This window comes from Psychroflexus curvus, from assembly GCF_020164585.1.
Classification (GTDB): domain Bacteria; phylum Bacteroidota; class Bacteroidia; order Flavobacteriales; family Flavobacteriaceae; genus Psychroflexus; species Psychroflexus curvus.
Genome location: NZ_JAIQZF010000007.1, coordinates 140,433 through 156,743, shown reverse-complemented (window position 1 = coordinate 156,743; position 16,311 = coordinate 140,433). Strand labels below are relative to the sequence as shown.

14 protein-coding genes are annotated in these 16,311 nt (G+C 38.6%); 5 read left to right on the top strand and 9 right to left on the bottom strand.

The genetic code is table 11. The features are described from left to right. Positions 1–34: 34 nt before the first annotated feature. A complete protein-coding gene (locus LB450_RS11870) occupies positions 35–865 on the top strand; it encodes an alpha/beta fold hydrolase (RefSeq protein ID WP_224489047.1) in 831 nt (276 codons plus the stop codon). A gap of 353 nt (positions 866–1,218) precedes the next feature. Here LB450_RS11870 and dgt read toward each other — a convergent pair whose 3' ends face one another. The 3 genes from dgt to LB450_RS11855 form a co-directional block, all read right to left on the bottom strand. Next, positions 1,219–2,565 carry a dGTP triphosphohydrolase gene (gene dgt, locus LB450_RS11865; RefSeq protein ID WP_224489045.1) on the bottom strand — a complete coding sequence of 449 codons (1,347 nt, stop codon included), beginning with the start codon at positions 2,563–2,565 and terminating at the stop codon, positions 1,219–1,221. Positions 2,566–2,646: 81 nt separating this feature from the next. Then, positions 2,647–3,039 carry a type II toxin-antitoxin system HicB family antitoxin gene (locus tag LB450_RS11860; protein ID WP_224489044.1) on the bottom strand — a complete coding sequence of 131 codons (393 nt, stop codon included), beginning with the start codon at positions 3,037–3,039 and terminating at the stop codon, positions 2,647–2,649. Positions 3,040–3,042: 3 nt separating this feature from the next. Further along, positions 3,043–3,231: a type II toxin-antitoxin system HicA family toxin gene (locus LB450_RS11855; RefSeq protein ID WP_093368880.1), complete on the bottom strand. Its 189-nt coding sequence runs from the start codon at positions 3,229–3,231 to the stop codon at positions 3,043–3,045. A 187-nt stretch (positions 3,232–3,418) separates the two neighbouring features. On the opposite strand from LB450_RS11855, the gene LB450_RS11850 reads away from it, so the two are divergent. Further along, entirely contained in the window at positions 3,419–3,784 is a 366-nt protein-coding gene (locus LB450_RS11850; protein WP_224489042.1) for a BlaI/MecI/CopY family transcriptional regulator, read from the top strand. Next, a complete protein-coding gene (locus LB450_RS11845) occupies positions 3,784–6,195 on the top strand; it encodes a M56 family metallopeptidase (protein ID WP_224489040.1) in 2,412 nt (803 codons plus the stop codon). Before LB450_RS11850 ends, LB450_RS11845 begins: the two co-directional genes overlap by 1 nt. Positions 6,196–6,281: 86 nt before the next feature. On the opposite strand, the gene LB450_RS11840 is transcribed toward LB450_RS11845, so the two are convergent. The 5 genes from LB450_RS11840 to LB450_RS11820 form a co-directional block, all read right to left on the bottom strand. Next, a complete protein-coding gene (locus LB450_RS11840) occupies positions 6,282–8,729 on the bottom strand; it encodes a ribonucleoside-diphosphate reductase subunit alpha (protein ID WP_224489031.1) in 2,448 nt (815 codons plus the stop codon). 436 nt (positions 8,730–9,165) lie between these two features. Next, positions 9,166–9,537 (bottom strand): four helix bundle protein, encoded by a 372-nt coding sequence (locus LB450_RS11835; RefSeq protein ID WP_224489023.1) that lies wholly within the window; start codon positions 9,535–9,537, stop codon positions 9,166–9,168. 11 nt (positions 9,538–9,548) lie between these two features. Further along, positions 9,549–9,743 carry a hypothetical protein gene (locus LB450_RS11830; RefSeq protein WP_224489020.1) on the bottom strand — a complete coding sequence of 65 codons (195 nt, stop codon included), beginning with the start codon at positions 9,741–9,743 and terminating at the stop codon, positions 9,549–9,551. 64 nt (positions 9,744–9,807) lie between these two features. Beyond that, on the bottom strand, positions 9,808–10,788 hold the full coding sequence (locus LB450_RS11825) for a ribonucleotide-diphosphate reductase subunit beta (protein WP_224489018.1): 981 nt from the start codon (positions 10,786–10,788) through the stop codon (positions 9,808–9,810). A gap of 212 nt (positions 10,789–11,000) precedes the next feature. After that, complete coding sequence (locus LB450_RS11820; RefSeq protein WP_224489016.1) at positions 11,001–11,570, bottom strand: DUF3109 family protein; 570 nt, start codon at positions 11,568–11,570, stop codon at positions 11,001–11,003. A 165-nt stretch (positions 11,571–11,735) separates the two neighbouring features. On the opposite strand from LB450_RS11820, the gene LB450_RS11815 reads away from it, so the two are divergent. Together LB450_RS11815 and LB450_RS11810 are read left to right on the top strand one after the other, a co-directional pair. Beyond that, positions 11,736–12,308 (top strand): MarC family protein, encoded by a 573-nt coding sequence (locus tag LB450_RS11815; RefSeq protein ID WP_224489015.1) that lies wholly within the window; start codon positions 11,736–11,738, stop codon positions 12,306–12,308. 5 nt (positions 12,309–12,313) lie between these two features. Further along, entirely contained in the window at positions 12,314–12,514 is a 201-nt protein-coding gene (locus LB450_RS11810; protein WP_224489013.1) for a hypothetical protein, read from the top strand. A gap of 105 nt (positions 12,515–12,619) precedes the next feature. Here the strand turns inward: LB450_RS11810 and LB450_RS11805 are convergent, their stop codons facing one another. Continuing rightward, positions 12,620–16,306 (bottom strand): M1 family aminopeptidase, encoded by a 3,687-nt coding sequence (locus tag LB450_RS11805; protein ID WP_224489004.1) that lies wholly within the window; start codon positions 16,304–16,306, stop codon positions 12,620–12,622. Positions 16,307–16,311: the final 5 nt, after the last annotated feature.

Below are 16,311 nucleotides of genomic sequence, written 5' to 3'. Positions count from 1 at the left end.
CTAGTCTGCCAGTTGACTAGTTTTATTTAGATTCATGACCTTCACCTACAAGCAAACCAAAATTCACTATACCTCTTCAGGGGAAGGAGAACCCATTATCTTATTGCATGGATTTTTGGAGAACGCTACGATGTGGAGAACTCTTCAAAAGGAGCTTTCTAAAACACTTAGCGTTTACGCTTTAGATTTACCTGGTCATGGCGAGACTGAAGCTATCGGTTACATCCACAGCATGGAAGACTATGCGGCCCTGGTTTTAGCTTTTGCTGACTTTAAAAAGCTGGAGACTTTTAGTCTGATTGGACATTCCATGGGCGGTTATGTCGCCTTAGCTTTAGCTGAATTAAACCCGCGGGCGTGCCTTGGGCGGGTCCGCCTGCGTGCCTTGGACGGGCAGGCAGGTTCAGAAAAAATTGATAAGCTTATTCTTTTAAATTCAAGCTTTTTAGCAGATTCTGAAACCAAACAAAAGGAAAGAAACCGTGCCATCACGATGATTCAGAAGTATCCTGATGCTTTTATAAGCATGGCGGTAAAGCACTTGTTCCTACCCAAGGATCAAAAGCGATTGTCTGCGGAAATCAATACAGCTGTTCTGGAGGCTAAGAAATGCTCTCAACAGGGGATTATCAATACGCTGAAAGGCATGCGAGATCGTAAAGAGCGGACTGAAGTTTTGAAAAAACTCAAAGACAAAAGTCTTCTGATTTTAGGCAAAGAAGATAAGGTCGTTAATTTCGAAAAGACCAAATACCTAGCCGTAGAGATGGGTATTGACTTAGAAATCTTACCCGGCGGTCATATGTCATATATAGAGCATCCGGACTTGCTGCTGAGGACTGTCCAGGAGTTTTTGAGTCGGTGAGTTGTTGAGGATTTAGGTGGTAGGGATTAGGCTGTAGGAGTTATAACTTTCAGTATTTGGTACTAAGTAAAAAGTATTTAGTAAAAGTGGACCAGAAGCCAGAGTCAAATAAATTTGAAGTAACAGATTTGAAATTCGATATTCTGTATTCCATATTCGTGAACGAGTGAAATGGTGATGTAGCGGTGTAGTGATGGGGTGAACTGGTTATAATTTAAAATTCAGTATCCGGTATTCTCTATTCAAGGTTCAGTATTTATAAGCCGTGATTGGTAAGTGCTGAATCGTTCCTCCGCCTAAGGCGGGCTAGGGGGCTTTTGCTCCCCTCCCTGGGAGGGGCTGGGGGGAGGATTTTACAAATCGCTACCCGTCAATTTTCTATACGTTCTCAGCGCATTGCTATCGGTGAGGGAGGCGACAAACGAGCATACGTCGATCAGCCAGTCTTCGAGTTTACTTCCAGAAAAATCAAAATCCTTAAGAAAGTTTTTCAGAATCAGCTTGTCAAAATTGGAGGCATTCCCCGCGTGCTGATGTTCCACCGCCGTGGTAAAATCATCCAGAATTTTAGTCAGGATTTTATACCCGGCAATTTCTTTATCCAGCACTTCCTGACTCTGGTAAATATTTTTGATACTGATCTTAATGATGTCTTCAATCTGAACTTTATAGGCTGACTTGTCTAGCAGTGCCTGATGATAATCACCCTTCAAAATGGCGTCTTCGTTTTCCATAAACAGGGAAACCGCATCTTCAATCAAGGCACCAATGGCTAAGGATCGCAGATAGCTTATCCGGTTTTTGGTGGTCGACAGCTTTGAATACTTTTCGGTATTGATACTTTTGCTGACAATTTTAGACAGGTATTCCAGAGCGTATTCTTCCTGAATCAAGCCCAGATTAATCCCGTCCTCAAAATCGATGATGGTGTAGCAAATGTCATCGGCTGCTTCTACTAAAAAGGCAAGCGGATGTCTTTTGTAACGCACCTCATCACCGTCGGCATTTTTATCGAGACCCAGTTCTTCTGCCACATCCTGAAACTTCCCCTGCTGTTGATTAAAAAAGCCAAACTTCTTATCGGCAACCTGCTTTGTGGGTTTGTGAGGAAGTGAGGCCTTGGGATATTTGGTAAATGCCCCTAAAGTCGCGTAAGACAGTCTTAAGCCTCCTGGCGAGCCATAATTATCGTTGGTGAGTAATTTAAAACCGTTAGCATTCCCTTCAAACATAGAGAGGTCCTGGTATACCACTTCGGGGAGTTGATCTTTGAAGCGTTTTCCGTTGCCGAATTTGAAATAATCCCCGATGGCGCGTTCGCCGCTATGGCCAAAGGGTGGATTCCCAATGTCGTGGGCCAAAGCGGCCGCGGCTACAATGGCTCCAAAATCATTGAAATGATGCCCATGTGTTCCTTTCAATTGCGGATGTTTTTCCAGTACTTTTTTACCGACCAGGCGACCCAGAGATCTTCCAACCACCGAAACCTCCAGGCTATGGGTAAGTCGGGTATGTACAAAATCGGTTTTCGAAAGCGGAATCACCTGAGTTTTATCCTGTAAACTCCGAAATTCTGAAGAGAAAATCACCCGATCGTAATCGACTTCAAACCCCAGTCGGGTGTCGTCTTGTTCTTTACGTATGCGTTTGTTTTTATCGCCCTGGCGTTTCAGAGATAAGAGGGTTTCCCAAGTTGGCATGCTTTCAGTTTTAGGTCAAATGTAAGGAATTCTTGGACTAGGAGGGTAATGCCAGGCCCCGCAAATTTGAGAAGTGTATTTCTATGCAGTTTGTAATAAGTTAATTCCAGACAATTCTTGTCCGATTTGATGAATTCCACTTAAAATCTTTTCGGTTTGTTTTGCTGAAGGTTTTTTGGTACCCGAGACATACTGAGAAAGTAAAGTGGGGTTCATTCCAATTTTTTCAGCTAAAAATTTTGCGTTTATCACCTTATAATATTTAAAAAACTGCTTAAAGTCAATTTCAAAACCAACAGATTTTGGCTCTATATCAAGGTTTTCTTCCTCAAAGTACAATTCTACGGCTTCATAGGCCCTGTTTATTAATTCAGGAACAGAATGCCCGGTCGTAAAAATGGGATAATCCACAGCATATGCCGAAAAACCAGTATTGGTTTTCTCAACAGTCATTATTATTTTCTTATCAGTCATAATTTATAATTTGATTCCTGCGTCTTTAAGAATTTTCTTTTCCAATCCTTTACCCATTTCCTGGCTTCCGTGATTTGGAAATATGATTATGCCCTTTTTCGTCTTGTGTCGCATTTTTACGTGAGACCCTTTTTGAGATACTGCATACCAACCATTCTCTGTCAATAGTTTGTAAAGTTTAGAGCATTTCATACAGTTAAACTTTAATCCACTGCTCAAAGGTAAACTTTAATTTACTTTTTAACAAGCGTTTTAATTTTTTACAATGACTTTTAAGTTTGAATACAAGTATGTTATCACTCTAAATGTGTTAAAAACGGGTTTTTTAGTTTTATAACTGGAAATTTAGTTTACATTTGATTCAAATATTTTTTATCTCATGAAAAATTTAGAAAAACTAACTGCCAAAGAAGAAGAAATTATGGCGGTGCTCTGGAAGCTAAAAAAGGCTTTTGTAAAAGAAATTCTTGAAGAACTGGATGGAGAACAGCACTACAATACAGTTTCCACCTTGGTAAGGTTACTTGAAGATAAAGGCTTCGTTGCCCATCAAGCTTTTGGTAAAAGCCATCAGTACTTTCCTGTGGTGGATAAAAAAGCCTATAGCGAAAAAGTTATGGAACAAACCTCTACCAGATTTTTTGACGGATCATATAAGAATATGGTATCCTTTTTTGCTCAGCAGGATAAAATTTCAGAACAGGAACTGGAAGAAATTCTGGAACTCATTAAAAACAAAAGCTAATGGACTTACTCATCTATCTCGCCAAAGCTTCTTTACTTTTGACGCTCTTTTGGGTAGTTTATAAAGTAGTTCTGGAATCAGAAACTTACCACCGGTTTAAGCGAATTTATCTTCATGCAGGTTATGGTTTAAGCCTGATACTGCCTTTACTAAGCTATACCAAAATAGAAGTGATTACACTCAGTCCAGCTTTCCTGGCGCCATCTTCTTCGGAATTTGTCACTGCTGAAATCAAACCCACTACTTCAGAATTAATATGGTCGTTTATCACTGAACATGCTGTGCTTGAACTCATATACATCGGTATTTCCCTGGTGTTTCTGGTTCATTTACTGGTGAAATTCTTTAGGCTACTTAGCTTTTTGAGAGCTTCTAAAGCCTTTCAGACCGATGGTATTTTTCACATTCAAAAATCAATTCCTGAAGGTGCTTTTTCATTTCTGAATTATATCGTTTACAATCCAGAGCTTTATTCTGAAGACGAATTGAAAATCATTCTGGCTCACGAAAAAGCCCATGTGGCTCATAAACACAGCCTGGATATGCTCTTTGCTCATTTATACAAATGCGTGTTTTGGTTCAATCCCTTTGCCTGGCTGTATCAGAAGAGCTTAGTGCTCAACCTGGAGTATGAAGCCGATGCCAAGGTGGTTGATAATACCGCTAAGAAAGAGTATCTAATGACTTTATACAGCATTACTCAGCAACAGTTCAGATCTCAGTTACAACATTCCTTTCATCAATCCCCCATCAAAAAACGAATCGCTATGCTTAACAAAAACAAACACAATCAATCGTTCTGGAAACTGTTTATAGTCTCCCCCTTATTAGTGGTATTTTTTCTTCTTTTTCAAGTCGAAACCAAAGCCCAAATCAAGAATCCGATCACAACTACGGAAAGTAAGGTCAATCGAATTGAAATCACTTATGATGAAAATACCACTAAAGAAGAACTGGATTCTGATATTGATTTCCTAAAAAAAGAGTTTGATATCGATATGCGGTATTCTAACGCAAGCTTCGGCGCTAGTGGCCAGCTCAAAAGCCTCACTTTGGAAGTCAATTCCAACGATAGCTTTAAAGGCTCAGTAACTTCTCCCGATGTGGCTGAATTACCTGTTTATTTTTACAGAGATTATACCGAAGACGCAGAAACGCCATTCGGGGTAGGGATCAGGACTGAATCTGAAACCCCTTCAAAAACCGATTATAATACCATTAAAGATGCAGAAAACTTTATCATCAACGGTAAGCAGATCGATAAAGAAGAGCTTGTAAAAACTTACATCCCCGTAGAAACTTACAGTTATGATAAAAGTTCCAAAACACTGAACATAACTACTAAATCTGAATTTTCGAAACCTTACTTTTCAAAAATATCTGCTATCACAGAAGAGCTTGTTGATAAGTTTGGAAAAAACATTACTGAGAAGATGACTTTTATTAATATATCATCAGACCATGAGCCAGTTTTAATAATATTAGATAAGTTTGAAATTTCAGAAAATAAAGAAACTCCACTTGAAGATAATGAGGCAAAAGAAAAACCTGAAGATTCAAAAAGAGATTATAAGAATGCTGAAAACTTTGTAATCAATGGTAAGAAGATAGATAAAGTAAAGCTTGTTGAAAACTATATTCCTGTAGAAGATTACAGCTACGACTCTAACTCTAAAACCTTATCAATCAAGAATTCATCAGCATTTTCAGAGCCTTATTATTCACAATTCTTAGATTTAATGAATGACATTAAAGGTAATCGTGCAGATAACTTTTTGAAGGGATTAACCTACTTCAAATTGACCTCAGATTATAAGGTAGTTACTATGAAAGTCACTGATGTTAAAACTTCAGAAACACCGAATGATGCTTTAATTGATAAAAACATTTCCCTTTCGAATGGAGCGGGAAAAACAGAAAGGAAATTTTTAGATTTCAACAGCAAATACCAAAATCAGGATATGGTGATGTTTGTGGATGGGGTTAAGGTTGAAAAAGGTAAAACCGCCAATATTGATACAGACCAGATAGAATCTGTAGAAATCTTCAAATCCCCAGAAGAGCTTAAAGCCGAGGGTTATAACTCAAACTTTGTTAAAGGTGTTATTAAAATCACAACAAAAAAAGATAACGATATTAACGCTTCTCAGTACTCTAACTCAAATGAGCAATATAAGTCAGCTCTGAGCCGAAATAACAATACTATAATTTATAAAGTTGACGGAAAGGAAGTAGATTATAAAGACTTCTCAGGATTGGACCCTAAGCTAATTCAATCCATGGAAGTTATAAAATCTTCCTTTGATTTAAAAAAAGCGGGTTACGATACAAAAAAGGTTGACGGTCTAGTTTTAATTACCACCAAAAAAAGTAACTCTAAGCAAACAGATAAAATTAAAATCAGGAAATAATTTATAAATCATCTTCTAATTAGCCAATAAAAACCCCCAGTAAATCTTGATTTACCGGGGGTTTTATTATTTAATTAAGTTCCTAATTAAGATCCGCACATCAGGCAGTCATCGCCTTCAGATTCTTTGGACTGTTTGATCAAAGCTTTAAGTTCTTCTGGACTTAAAGACGAATCATCAGATACTTTTACCTGTTGGCTTTGCGCTTCCTGATAGGTCTTAGCCGCTTTTTCTGCCACCTGACTAGGAACTTCCTTTTCTTTCTTTTCGCTCTTCAGCGTAAATTTAATCGCGTCTACGGCAGACTTGGTTCTTAAGTAGTACATTCCTGTCTTAAGTCCGCTTTTCCAGGCGTAGAAGTGCATGGAAGTCAGTTTAGCAAAGGTAGCGCCTTCCATAAACAGGTTCAGCGATTGAGACTGATCGATAAAGTAACCTCTGTGTCTGGACATGTCGATGATGTCTTTCATAGATAATTCCCAGACCGTTTTGTAGAGTTCCTTGATGTCATCTGGAATAATGTCGATGTTCTGCACAGAACCATTGGCTCTCATGATGGCATCTTTTACATCGTCATTCCATAAGCCAAGACTTACCAAGTCTTTTAGCAAGTGTTTGTTTACAACGATGAACTCTCCAGAAAGGACACGTCTGGTATAAATATTAGACGTATAAGGCTCAAAAGCTTCGTTGTTCCCTAGAATTTGAGAAGTCGAAGCGGTAGGCATTGGTGCCATCAATAAAGAGTTACGCACACCGTGCTTCATGACTTTATCTCTGAGTTTGCTCCAGTCCCAGCGACCGCTTAAGTCCTTGTCTTTTAATCCCCAAAGGTTATATTGGAATTCTCCTTTGCTTATTGGCGAGCCTTCATAAGAGGAATAGGGGCCTTCAGCTTTTGCTAGTTCCATAGACGATTCTACAGCTGCAAAATATAAGGTTTCGAATATATCCTGATTTAGTTTCTTAGCCTCATCAGAGGTAAACGGCATTCTCAACATGATAAAGGCATCGGCCAGTCCCTGGATACCCAGACCCACAGGTCTGTGTCTCATATTGGAATTTTCAGCTTCTTTGACAGGATAGTAATTTCTATCGATGACCTTGTTGAGGTTTTTAATGACTCGCTTAGTTGTTTTATAAAGCTCCTTGTGATCAAAACTGTCATTCTTCACAAACATCGGTAAAGCGATGGAAGCCAGGTTACAGACAGCAATTTCATCTGGACTCGTGTACTCCATGATTTCAGTACACAAGTTAGAAGATCTTATTGTTCCTAAGTTCTTCTGATTTGACTTGCGGTTAGCTGAATCTTTATATAACATATAAGGCGTTCCCGTTTCAATTTGAGACTCCAGGATCTTCTCCCAAAGCTCTCTCGCTTTTATGGTTTTACGGCCTTTGTTTTCGCTCTCGTATTTCAGGTACAGCTCGTCAAACTCGTCCCCATGAACATTATAAAGATCCGGGCACTCGTTTGGACACATCAGCGTCCATGTTGAATTTTCCTCCACACGTTTCATGAATAGGTCTGGAATCCACATGGCATAAAACAGGTCACGCGCCCTCATTTCTTCAGCACCATGATTTTTCTTCAGATCCAGGAAGCTAAAAATATCAGCATGCCAGGGTTCTACATACATGGCAAAAGACCCTTTTCGTTTTCCGCCACCCTGGTCAACGTATCTTGCAGTGTCATTGAAGACTTTCAGCATAGGAACAATCCCATTTGAAGTTCCATTAGTTCCAGCGATGTACGAGCCTGTAGCCCTTATGTTATGAATTGATAGACCTATACCGCCAGCAGATTGAGAAATTTTTGCCGTCTGCTTTAAAGTGTCGTATATCCCATCAATACTGTCGTCTTTCATCGTTAATAAGAAGCAGGAAGACATTTGTGGTTTTGGTGTGCCAGCATTAAATAACGTTGGCGTGGCATGAGTAAAGTATTTTTTGGACATCAGTTCGTAGGTCTCCATAGCAGACTCCAGGTCATCGCCGTGAATACCGATGGACACCCGCATCAACATATGTTGTGGACGTTCTGCTATTTTACCATTTAGCTTCAATAGGTAAGAGCGCTCTAAAGTTTTAAATCCGAAATAATCATAGTTGAAATCCCTGCTATAAATGATTCTGGAATCGATTTCTTCTCTGTTATCATTGATGATTTTATAAACATCATCGGCAATGAGCGGGGACTTTTTATTGTTACGTGGGTTCACGTATTCGTAAAGATCGGTCATGACCTCACTAAATGTCTTTTTGGTATTCTTATGAAGATTGGACACCGAAATCCTAGCCGCTAAGTGAGCATAGTCTGGATGGCTTACCGTCATAGTTGCTGCAATTTCCGCTGCCAAATTATCGAGTTCACTCGTAGTCACGCCATCATAAAGACCCTCTATCACACGCATCGCTACTTTTGGAGGTTCCACAAGAGGGTTGAGTCCGTAGCATAGTTTTCTGATTCTTGCTGTAATTTTGTCGAACATTACAGGCTCTTTTTGTCCATTTCTTTTGATGACGTACATAATGATATAAGTTTATTGTGTTTCTGTTGTTGCTATTGCTTCTGTTGCTTCTGTTGTTTCTATTGTTTCTGTTGTCTCTATTGCTTCTATTGTAACTATAGCTTCTATAGGGACCATAGTGACTATAGTATCGTTTCTGTTGTTTCTATTGTTTCTGTTGTCTCTATTGCTTCTGTTGCTTCTATTGTAACAATAGCTTCTATAGTGACCATAGTATCATTTTTATAGCTTCTATTGTTCCTATTGTTCCTATTGTTCCTATTGTAACTATTGTCTCTGTTGCTTCTGTGGTTTCTATTGTTTCTGTTGCTTCTATTGTAACTATAGCTTCTATAGTGACCATAGTATCGTTTCTCTTGTCTCTATAGCTTCTATTGTTCCTATGGTTTCTACTGTTGCTATAGCGACCATAGCGACCATAGAAGTATCCCTAACCTCAAAAGTTCTTATTACTTTTTTCCAAAACTTGTAAAAAATTATTAATCTTTATTCCTAATCTTTGAAGGCGCTCATGAAGATTTTCATAAAGCCCTCGATCTTTTAATGAGTCTGTTTCGTATAGAATTTCAAGATGATCTATCGTTTCATCATTGGAGGATAACGCATAAATTATAAATCGGATATAATCATTAGTGTAACGTCTTCTTCCATATCCTTCTACAATATTTGACCTTACAGATTTCATTGACCTTCGAATTTGACTTGCTTCTTCATACATTTCAAATTTTGGTAACTGCATAGCCATCTTATGAACGTCTATAGTTAAATCACGAGCCAACTGCCATATCTCCAGTTTTCGGTAGCTCATAGACTCTTTAATTATAGTGTTTCTATTGCTGCTATGGTCTCTGTTGTTCCTATTGTTGCTATAGCTTCTATTGTTTCTATAGTAACTATAGTGACAATAGCGACTACAGTAACCATAGCGACAATAGTTTCCATAGTGACTATAGTATCGCTTCTAAGGTTCCTTTTGTCTCTATAGCTTCTGTTGCTTCTATTGTATCTATGCAACTATAGTGACAATAGCGACTACAGTAACCATAGACAATAGTTTCCATAGCAACCATAGATTCACTTAGAAATCAGCGTCGAAGCTAATTTTGCTGTCTTCTTCTTTATTTTTGTTCATGACACCCGCTTTTTGATATTCACCAACACGCTTTTCGAAGAAGTTGGTTTTACCTTGAAGAGAAATCATATCCATAAAGTCAAAAGGATTGGCAGTACCATATTCTTTCTCACAACCCAATTCAAAAAGAAGTCTGTCAGTTACAAACTCCAGATATTGGGTCATCAAGTTGGAATTCATACCAATCAAACTTACAGGAAGGGATTCAGTTACAAATTCTCTTTCAATATCAAGAGCATCTATTAAAATTTCTCTGATGCGTTCTTTTGGCACCTGGTTCACTAAATGTTCGTTATGCAAATGAACTGCAAAGTCACAATGAACACCTTCATCTCTGGAAATGAGTTCGTTTGAGAAGGTCAGTCCTGGCATCAATCCACGTTTCTTTAGCCAGAAAATTGAACAGAAAGCCCCTGAAAAGAAGATGCCTTCCACCGCAGCAAAAGCAATCAATCGTTCAGCAAATGAGTCAGATTCAATCCATTTTAAAGCCCAGTCAGCTTTTTTCTTGATCGCCGGGAAATTCTCAATAGCTTTAAAAAGCAAATCTTTTTCTTTATCATCATCAACGTAGGTGTCGATCAATAACGAATAGGTTTCAGAATGAATATTTTCCATCATGATTTGGAAACCGTAGAAAAATTTGGCTTCTGTGTATTGAACTTCGTTGACGAAGTTTTCGGCCAGGTTTTCATTCACGATTCCATCAGATGCAGCGAAAAAGGCAAGGATGTGTTTGATGAAATATTGCTCGTCCTCATTCAGTTTGTTTTTCCAATCGGAAAGGTCTTGGTGTAAATCAATTTCTTCTGCGGTCCAGAAACTTGCCTCGCATTTTTTGTACCATTCCCATATATCGTGATGTTTGATAGGAAAGAGTACAAATCTGTTTTCGTTTTCTTCTAAAATAGGTTCTGTCTGCGCCATAGGATAATGATTTTGAGAGGATTAATATTAGTAATCGCGGCTAACAAATATGTAAATAAATCACATAAAAATTCCTTGATTTGGACGAAAGTTATCCACAAAGTTATCCACAATTGCTCTTAACTTAGACCGAATAAGAGCTTCGAGAATTTATTAATTATAATTTTATGACTTGTTGAATTTCACCTTTGAAATTTGAGACCATTTAAACTTTAAGAATTCAATTCGTCAACGCGTTGTTCCAATTCGGAATACCAGTGTTCACCAAATTTTCTAATCAGTGCATTTTTGGTGAATTTATAGACGGGCATTTCAAGACTTTTTCCCAGGTCGCAGGCATCGCTACAAATATCCCAGCGGTCGTAATTCACCGCCTGTAATTCTGATAGCTTTTGAACCCGAATCGGGTAGAGTTCGCAGGAAACCGGTTTTTTAAAGTCGATATCTCCGGCGCGGTAAGCAGATTCGATACCACAGAGCGCTGTACCGTTTTCAGTAAAGTTGACGTAAGCACATTCCTTACTCCCAACCAATGGCGTTTCAGGCTCATTAAAATCGGAGAGGATGTGGGTGCCTTGTTCTTCAATTGCTTTTATGCCTTCCGGGCGCAGGTAAGGTTTTACTTTGGGGTAAATCGTTTTCAGGATGTCCAATTCGTGCTCATCCAGAGGGGCTCCAGCATCTCCTGCCACACAACATTCCCCTTTGCAAGCCGAAAGATTACAGGCAAATTCGGTGTCGATGATAGATTCAGAAATCAGGGTTTTGTCAATTTTAATCATGGGCGCAAAGCTAGCGAAATATAAACTGTGAATATCGATACGAGAAGCAATTTGACCAGTTAATTTGTAGTATTAAATTAACAAAAATTTCATATGCGAAGATTTTAAGTCGATTGTAAATCAATAAAACAGAATTACTTTTGCGCAAAAATTCAGAATTGCTTTATGTTTGATTTTAAACAAATTTTTACGGCTGGGATGATTCTTTTTGCAGTGATTGACATCGTAGGAAGCATCCCCATAATTGTTGACTTAAGAAAGAAAGTAGGCCATATTCAAAGTGAAAAAGCTTCGATTGTAGCCTGTGTTTTAATGATTGCTTTTCTCTTTGTAGGGGAAACCATCCTTAACCTCATTGGGATAGATGTGAATTCCTTTGCAGTGGCAGGAGCCTTTATTATTTTCTTTTTAGCCATTGAGATGATCCTGGGCATTCAACTTTATAAGGACGATGCTCCAGAAACGGCAGCTATTGTTCCCCTCGCCTTCCCCCTTATTGCCGGTGCAGGGACGATGACCTCTATTTTATCTTTGAAATCGGAATTTGATACCCCCAACATTATTGTGGCGATTATTCTGAATGTAATTGTCGTTTATGCTGTCTTAAAGTCTTCTAAAAAGATTGAAAAACTTTTCGGAAAACAGGGAATTTCGGTGATAAGGAAGATATTTGGTGTAATTTTGTTAGCCATTGCGGTGAAATTGTTCGCCACAAATATTCAGAGTTTATTCAATTAAAGATTATGAAGTATTTTATTTATTTCCTTATGCTTTCTGCAGTTGGACTTATGATATTCAGCGGGACTCTTGTGAATCCTGATGATTTGGTGGGAGATAAAAAGAGTTTTACTGGTATTCTTGGAATATTGGTTTGTCTGTGCATTATTATCCTGCTTTTTATCCTGCAACTGTCAAGAAAGCTCAAGCAAAAGTACGAGGAGTAGTTTTTGAGTCTTTGAGTGGTGAGTTGCGGGTATGGAATTATGAATTTTGACCAGCCCGCCTGACTGACGCTAGTCGGGCAGGTTGACCAGTTGACCAGTCTTTTTTCATTTTTCTTTGTTCTTGTCTCCTGACTCCATCTTCAGCTCCATCCGGTTATCTCCAGAATCGGTATCTATCAATTTATTATAAGGATCAAAGCCCACTTCCGTAGGGAATTCATCAACGATAATGGTGAACTCATTGGCTATTTCAGACACCAAGTGCTTTTTCAGATAGAGTACGTTTTCCTTTTGGATACCGTCTATCGTCTCATCGGTCTTTCCAAAAATGCCTATTTCAATATAATCCTGAAGCGGTAAAGACTTGAGTTCCTCCTCTTCTGTGTCTAAGCTTATACTTTTGCCTTCGGCATTGCTAAATTCCTTTTCTCCTTTTTCTGAAGATCTGTATTTCAGCGCATTTGTCTTGATCGTCACTTGATATGTTTCATCTTCAAGGACTTTATAAGTGGCTTCAGTCACCTTGTTGTCATACAAAGTGATAGTTTCAAACATGTCTTTAATCAAATACTGAAGCGAATCTGGAGTTTTTTCCTTCAAAAGATTGACAAATTCAACAGAAGTTGTGTAAGGCGGCTCCTGAAAGGCTACTTTGTCAATAAACGATTTCAAGATGTTATTCATTTTATTTTCGCCTAAATAATCGCTCATCGCATAAAGCACCAGCGAACCTTTGTTGTAGTGAATGTATTGTTGATTTTCGTTGTACATGAGTGGCAATTCCTTCTGACTTTCAAACCGGCGGCTTCTCAAATACTTATCCAGGGCATCTTTAAGAAAAACTCGCATCTGCTGTGCACCGTATTCTTTTTCTAAAACTTTGAGTGAACTGTATTCAGACATGCTTTCAGAAAGCAAAGTTGCTCCACGCACGTTGGCTCCAATCACCTGATGTGCCCACCACTGGTGAGCCACCTCATGTGCAGTGACACTAAAGGGGTAATCTACACTTTCGTTATCTTCATCGTCAACTTTGGCGATAAAACCAATCGCTTCAGAATAAGGAACGGTGTTGGCAAAAGACTGTGCAAAAGAACCTGAAGTCAGTGGAAATTCTAAAATTCGCAGCTGACTAAACTGGTAAGGGCTGAAATTTTCAGAGTAATAGGCTAAGGATTTTTTTGCTGCAGCAACCATTCGCTCAATATTATAGTCATGAGGCTTATGGTAAAACACCTGAATATCGACATCCTTCCATTGATCTTCATACACTTCATATGCTGCGGAATTAAACGCGTAAAAGTTCAATATTTTCTTATCCATTTTATAGCGGAAATACCTTCTGTCACCTTCGATCCACTCTTCCTTGAGATAGCCCGGAGCCACCGCAATCTGATCTTTTGATGTAGAAATCGTGGTTTCAAAATCTATCCAGTCGGCATCATCAGAAATGTAAGTGCTGCCTAAAGCGGTAGAGTCGAGCGGAGATTTCATACGTTCTTTAGGTTCTAAACCATATTTTTCCCGGGTTTTATTATTTTGAATTTCATAACTATCGCTATACCCAAAGCCAGGGAAAATTCCATTATTGATAAACGTTCCATTGCTTCTTACCGGTGAATTTGAATTCAAAAAAGTATTTGGTTTATTTTCCATGTCGAAAGTAAATGTCACTTCTTCACCAGGTTTTAAAGCCTGATGAAACTTGAATATTTCCAAATCATAAAGCGTATCTTTTAAAATGGTTTCTCCCTTTTTACCAAATGCATAGGACTGAGGGTAATCATTTAAAGAAACGACAATTGAATCAATAGGTTTTGACGTTTTGTTTTTCAGGATAAACTTACCTTTTGCCTTAAAATCACGCTTTTCAGGGAATAAATCCAGATCCACATTCACACTGGTGATTCTGGGCTGGTCTAGTTCAGTCAGATGCGCATATTCATTTTCATAATCGACCCGAAGTTGTTCTCTTTCATTGCCAGTGTAGCGTTCGTTGATGACATTGTCGTTGTAATAAATCCAGGAACCAATGCCTACAAAAACAACAAGGGATACGGCAATGATGGACGTGTATAAAGGATTTAGTTTGTCTTTAGCCCGTTCAATTCTTTGCGTGGCCGAGTAAGAAACACCTCTGCGATAAAACAAAATAGCTAGGATATAAAATACTGTTGCTAAGGCTAACCAATAGAGACGATATAAATAAAACCTCTTTATGCCAGGGCCATAACCCACCATATCGGAGTAGGTGGCACCTCCTCCAGAATTAAATCTGAATATACTTTGCTCAATACCAAACTGTGGGAAAAAGGAGAGTAAAATAAGAAAGGCTAAAAGGGAAATGAACCCAACAATATGGTTTTTGATAAGCGTGTGAAATAAAAACGCCACTACCGTCCAGGTAAGAACCCTTAAATAATCAATGGCAAAAAATTGAAATAAATACAAATCCAATTCCAGCTTGTAATATTCATTATACACCTGAACTCCGATTGCTAAAACCAGAGCCAAAATGTAAAACGAAGCTTGCATTTTGAATACCGCTATGAATTTGGCTAGTAGAAAGGACCAGTTGGGGAAGGGCGTCACATCTACCAGTTGGTTCATGTTGGCGCTCTTAGCTCTATTGACAAGCATTCCCACAATCAAAAATGTGATGATGATCATAAATCCACTGACCACACCCGATGCTGTTTGCATCATTTCGCGTGTAACGGGGTAGGTAGTTGTTCCGTAAATCGGATTCCGTACAGCTAGAGTAGTTAAAGTGATAAGAATTGTTACTAAAGCAAAAGAAATAAACACCCAATTTTTGAAAATATATCGAGCTTCAAAACGACTTTGCTTTAAGGCCATCTTCAACCAATGCTTGAAGTTGTAGGCTTTGTTTGCTTCGGGTAATTTAATCCGTAGAAGGCTTCCAAAATTTCTTTTGATCACACGTTCAGCTTTGCTTTTGAAAAGTCTAAACTGAATCGCCTGTTGGTTGAATTTGAATTTAAAAAACACAAAAGCAAAAATCAAAATACTTACCGCAGCCCATAAAATTCTGTTGTAGATGATGTAACCTTCGAAGGGAAGGTAGTTGTTGTTTTTATCAAAAACGGTCCAGTATTCAGTTTCAAGCCTTAGAGCCTGAGCTCCAAGCGGATCGATGAGTGCCGCTAAGGTTTTATTGTCGATATCTGCAGTTAAGCTTTGGGCAAAACTTTGGATGATAATTAAGACCAAAACGCTTATAAAGCCAATAAATATGTTTCTTGAAAAGGTCACAACAGCAAATACAATTGCACCGTATAAAATCAGGTTTGGAATCACAAAAAGCAAGAGCGGCTGGACGTAATTCCAAAGGTCAAACTCCGTAAACAAATCTGGATTTGTTCCTGGGAAAACACTCCCAAGGTACACTCCAAAACAGATGAAAAGAATAATGACCAGGACAATACTCAAAGCGCTTAGGAACTTAGCAAACAGATAGCTGGTTTTTGAAATAGGATAAGAATACAAAACTTGATGCATCTCGTATTTGAAATCTTTATTGATGGAGGCACCAATAATAGACGGCAGTAAAAAGTAGATAAAGACGGACAAACCATTGATCATGTCATTGAGGGCTAAAGCCGAATTTTGATAAGTAGGAGAAGTGGTTGTCACCGTAAAATTATCAAAAAGTCCCCCAGCAGAGGCCATCATGATCATGGCAAAAAGGAACATTAAGACGGTGTAGATATAGGTGATAGGTGTCCTTAGCCAGGACCTGATCTCGAATCTGAAGATAGTTGAAAACATAAGAC

What these genes read in the sequence shown, in the direction of transcription:
- LB450_RS11870 (WP_224489047.1), top strand. Translation starts at nt 35, where the DNA reads ATGACCTTCACCTACAAGCAAACCAAAATTCACTATACCTCTTCAGGG.
- dgt (WP_224489045.1), bottom strand. Translation starts at nt 2,565, where the DNA reads ATGCCAACTTGGGAAACCCTCTTATCTCTGAAACGCCAGGGCGATAAA.
- LB450_RS11860 (WP_224489044.1), bottom strand. Translation starts at nt 3,039, where the DNA reads ATGACTGATAAGAAAATAATAATGACTGTTGAGAAAACCAATACTGGT.
- LB450_RS11855 (WP_093368880.1), bottom strand. Translation starts at nt 3,231, where the DNA reads ATGAAATGCTCTAAACTTTACAAACTATTGACAGAGAATGGTTGGTAT.
- LB450_RS11850 (WP_224489042.1), top strand. Translation starts at nt 3,419, where the DNA reads ATGAAAAATTTAGAAAAACTAACTGCCAAAGAAGAAGAAATTATGGCG.
- LB450_RS11845 (WP_224489040.1), top strand. Translation starts at nt 3,784, where the DNA reads ATGGACTTACTCATCTATCTCGCCAAAGCTTCTTTACTTTTGACGCTC.
- LB450_RS11840 (WP_224489031.1), bottom strand. Translation starts at nt 8,729, where the DNA reads ATGTACGTCATCAAAAGAAATGGACAAAAAGAGCCTGTAATGTTCGAC.
- LB450_RS11835 (WP_224489023.1), bottom strand. Translation starts at nt 9,537, where the DNA reads ATGAGCTACCGAAAACTGGAGATATGGCAGTTGGCTCGTGATTTAACT.
- LB450_RS11825 (WP_224489018.1), bottom strand. Translation starts at nt 10,788, where the DNA reads ATGGCGCAGACAGAACCTATTTTAGAAGAAAACGAAAACAGATTTGTA.
- LB450_RS11820 (WP_224489016.1), bottom strand. Translation starts at nt 11,570, where the DNA reads ATGATTAAAATTGACAAAACCCTGATTTCTGAATCTATCATCGACACC.
- LB450_RS11815 (WP_224489015.1), top strand. Translation starts at nt 11,736, where the DNA reads ATGTTTGATTTTAAACAAATTTTTACGGCTGGGATGATTCTTTTTGCA.
- LB450_RS11810 (WP_224489013.1), top strand. Translation starts at nt 12,314, where the DNA reads ATGAAGTATTTTATTTATTTCCTTATGCTTTCTGCAGTTGGACTTATG.
- LB450_RS11805 (WP_224489004.1), bottom strand. Translation starts at nt 16,306, where the DNA reads ATGTTTTCAACTATCTTCAGATTCGAGATCAGGTCCTGGCTAAGGACA.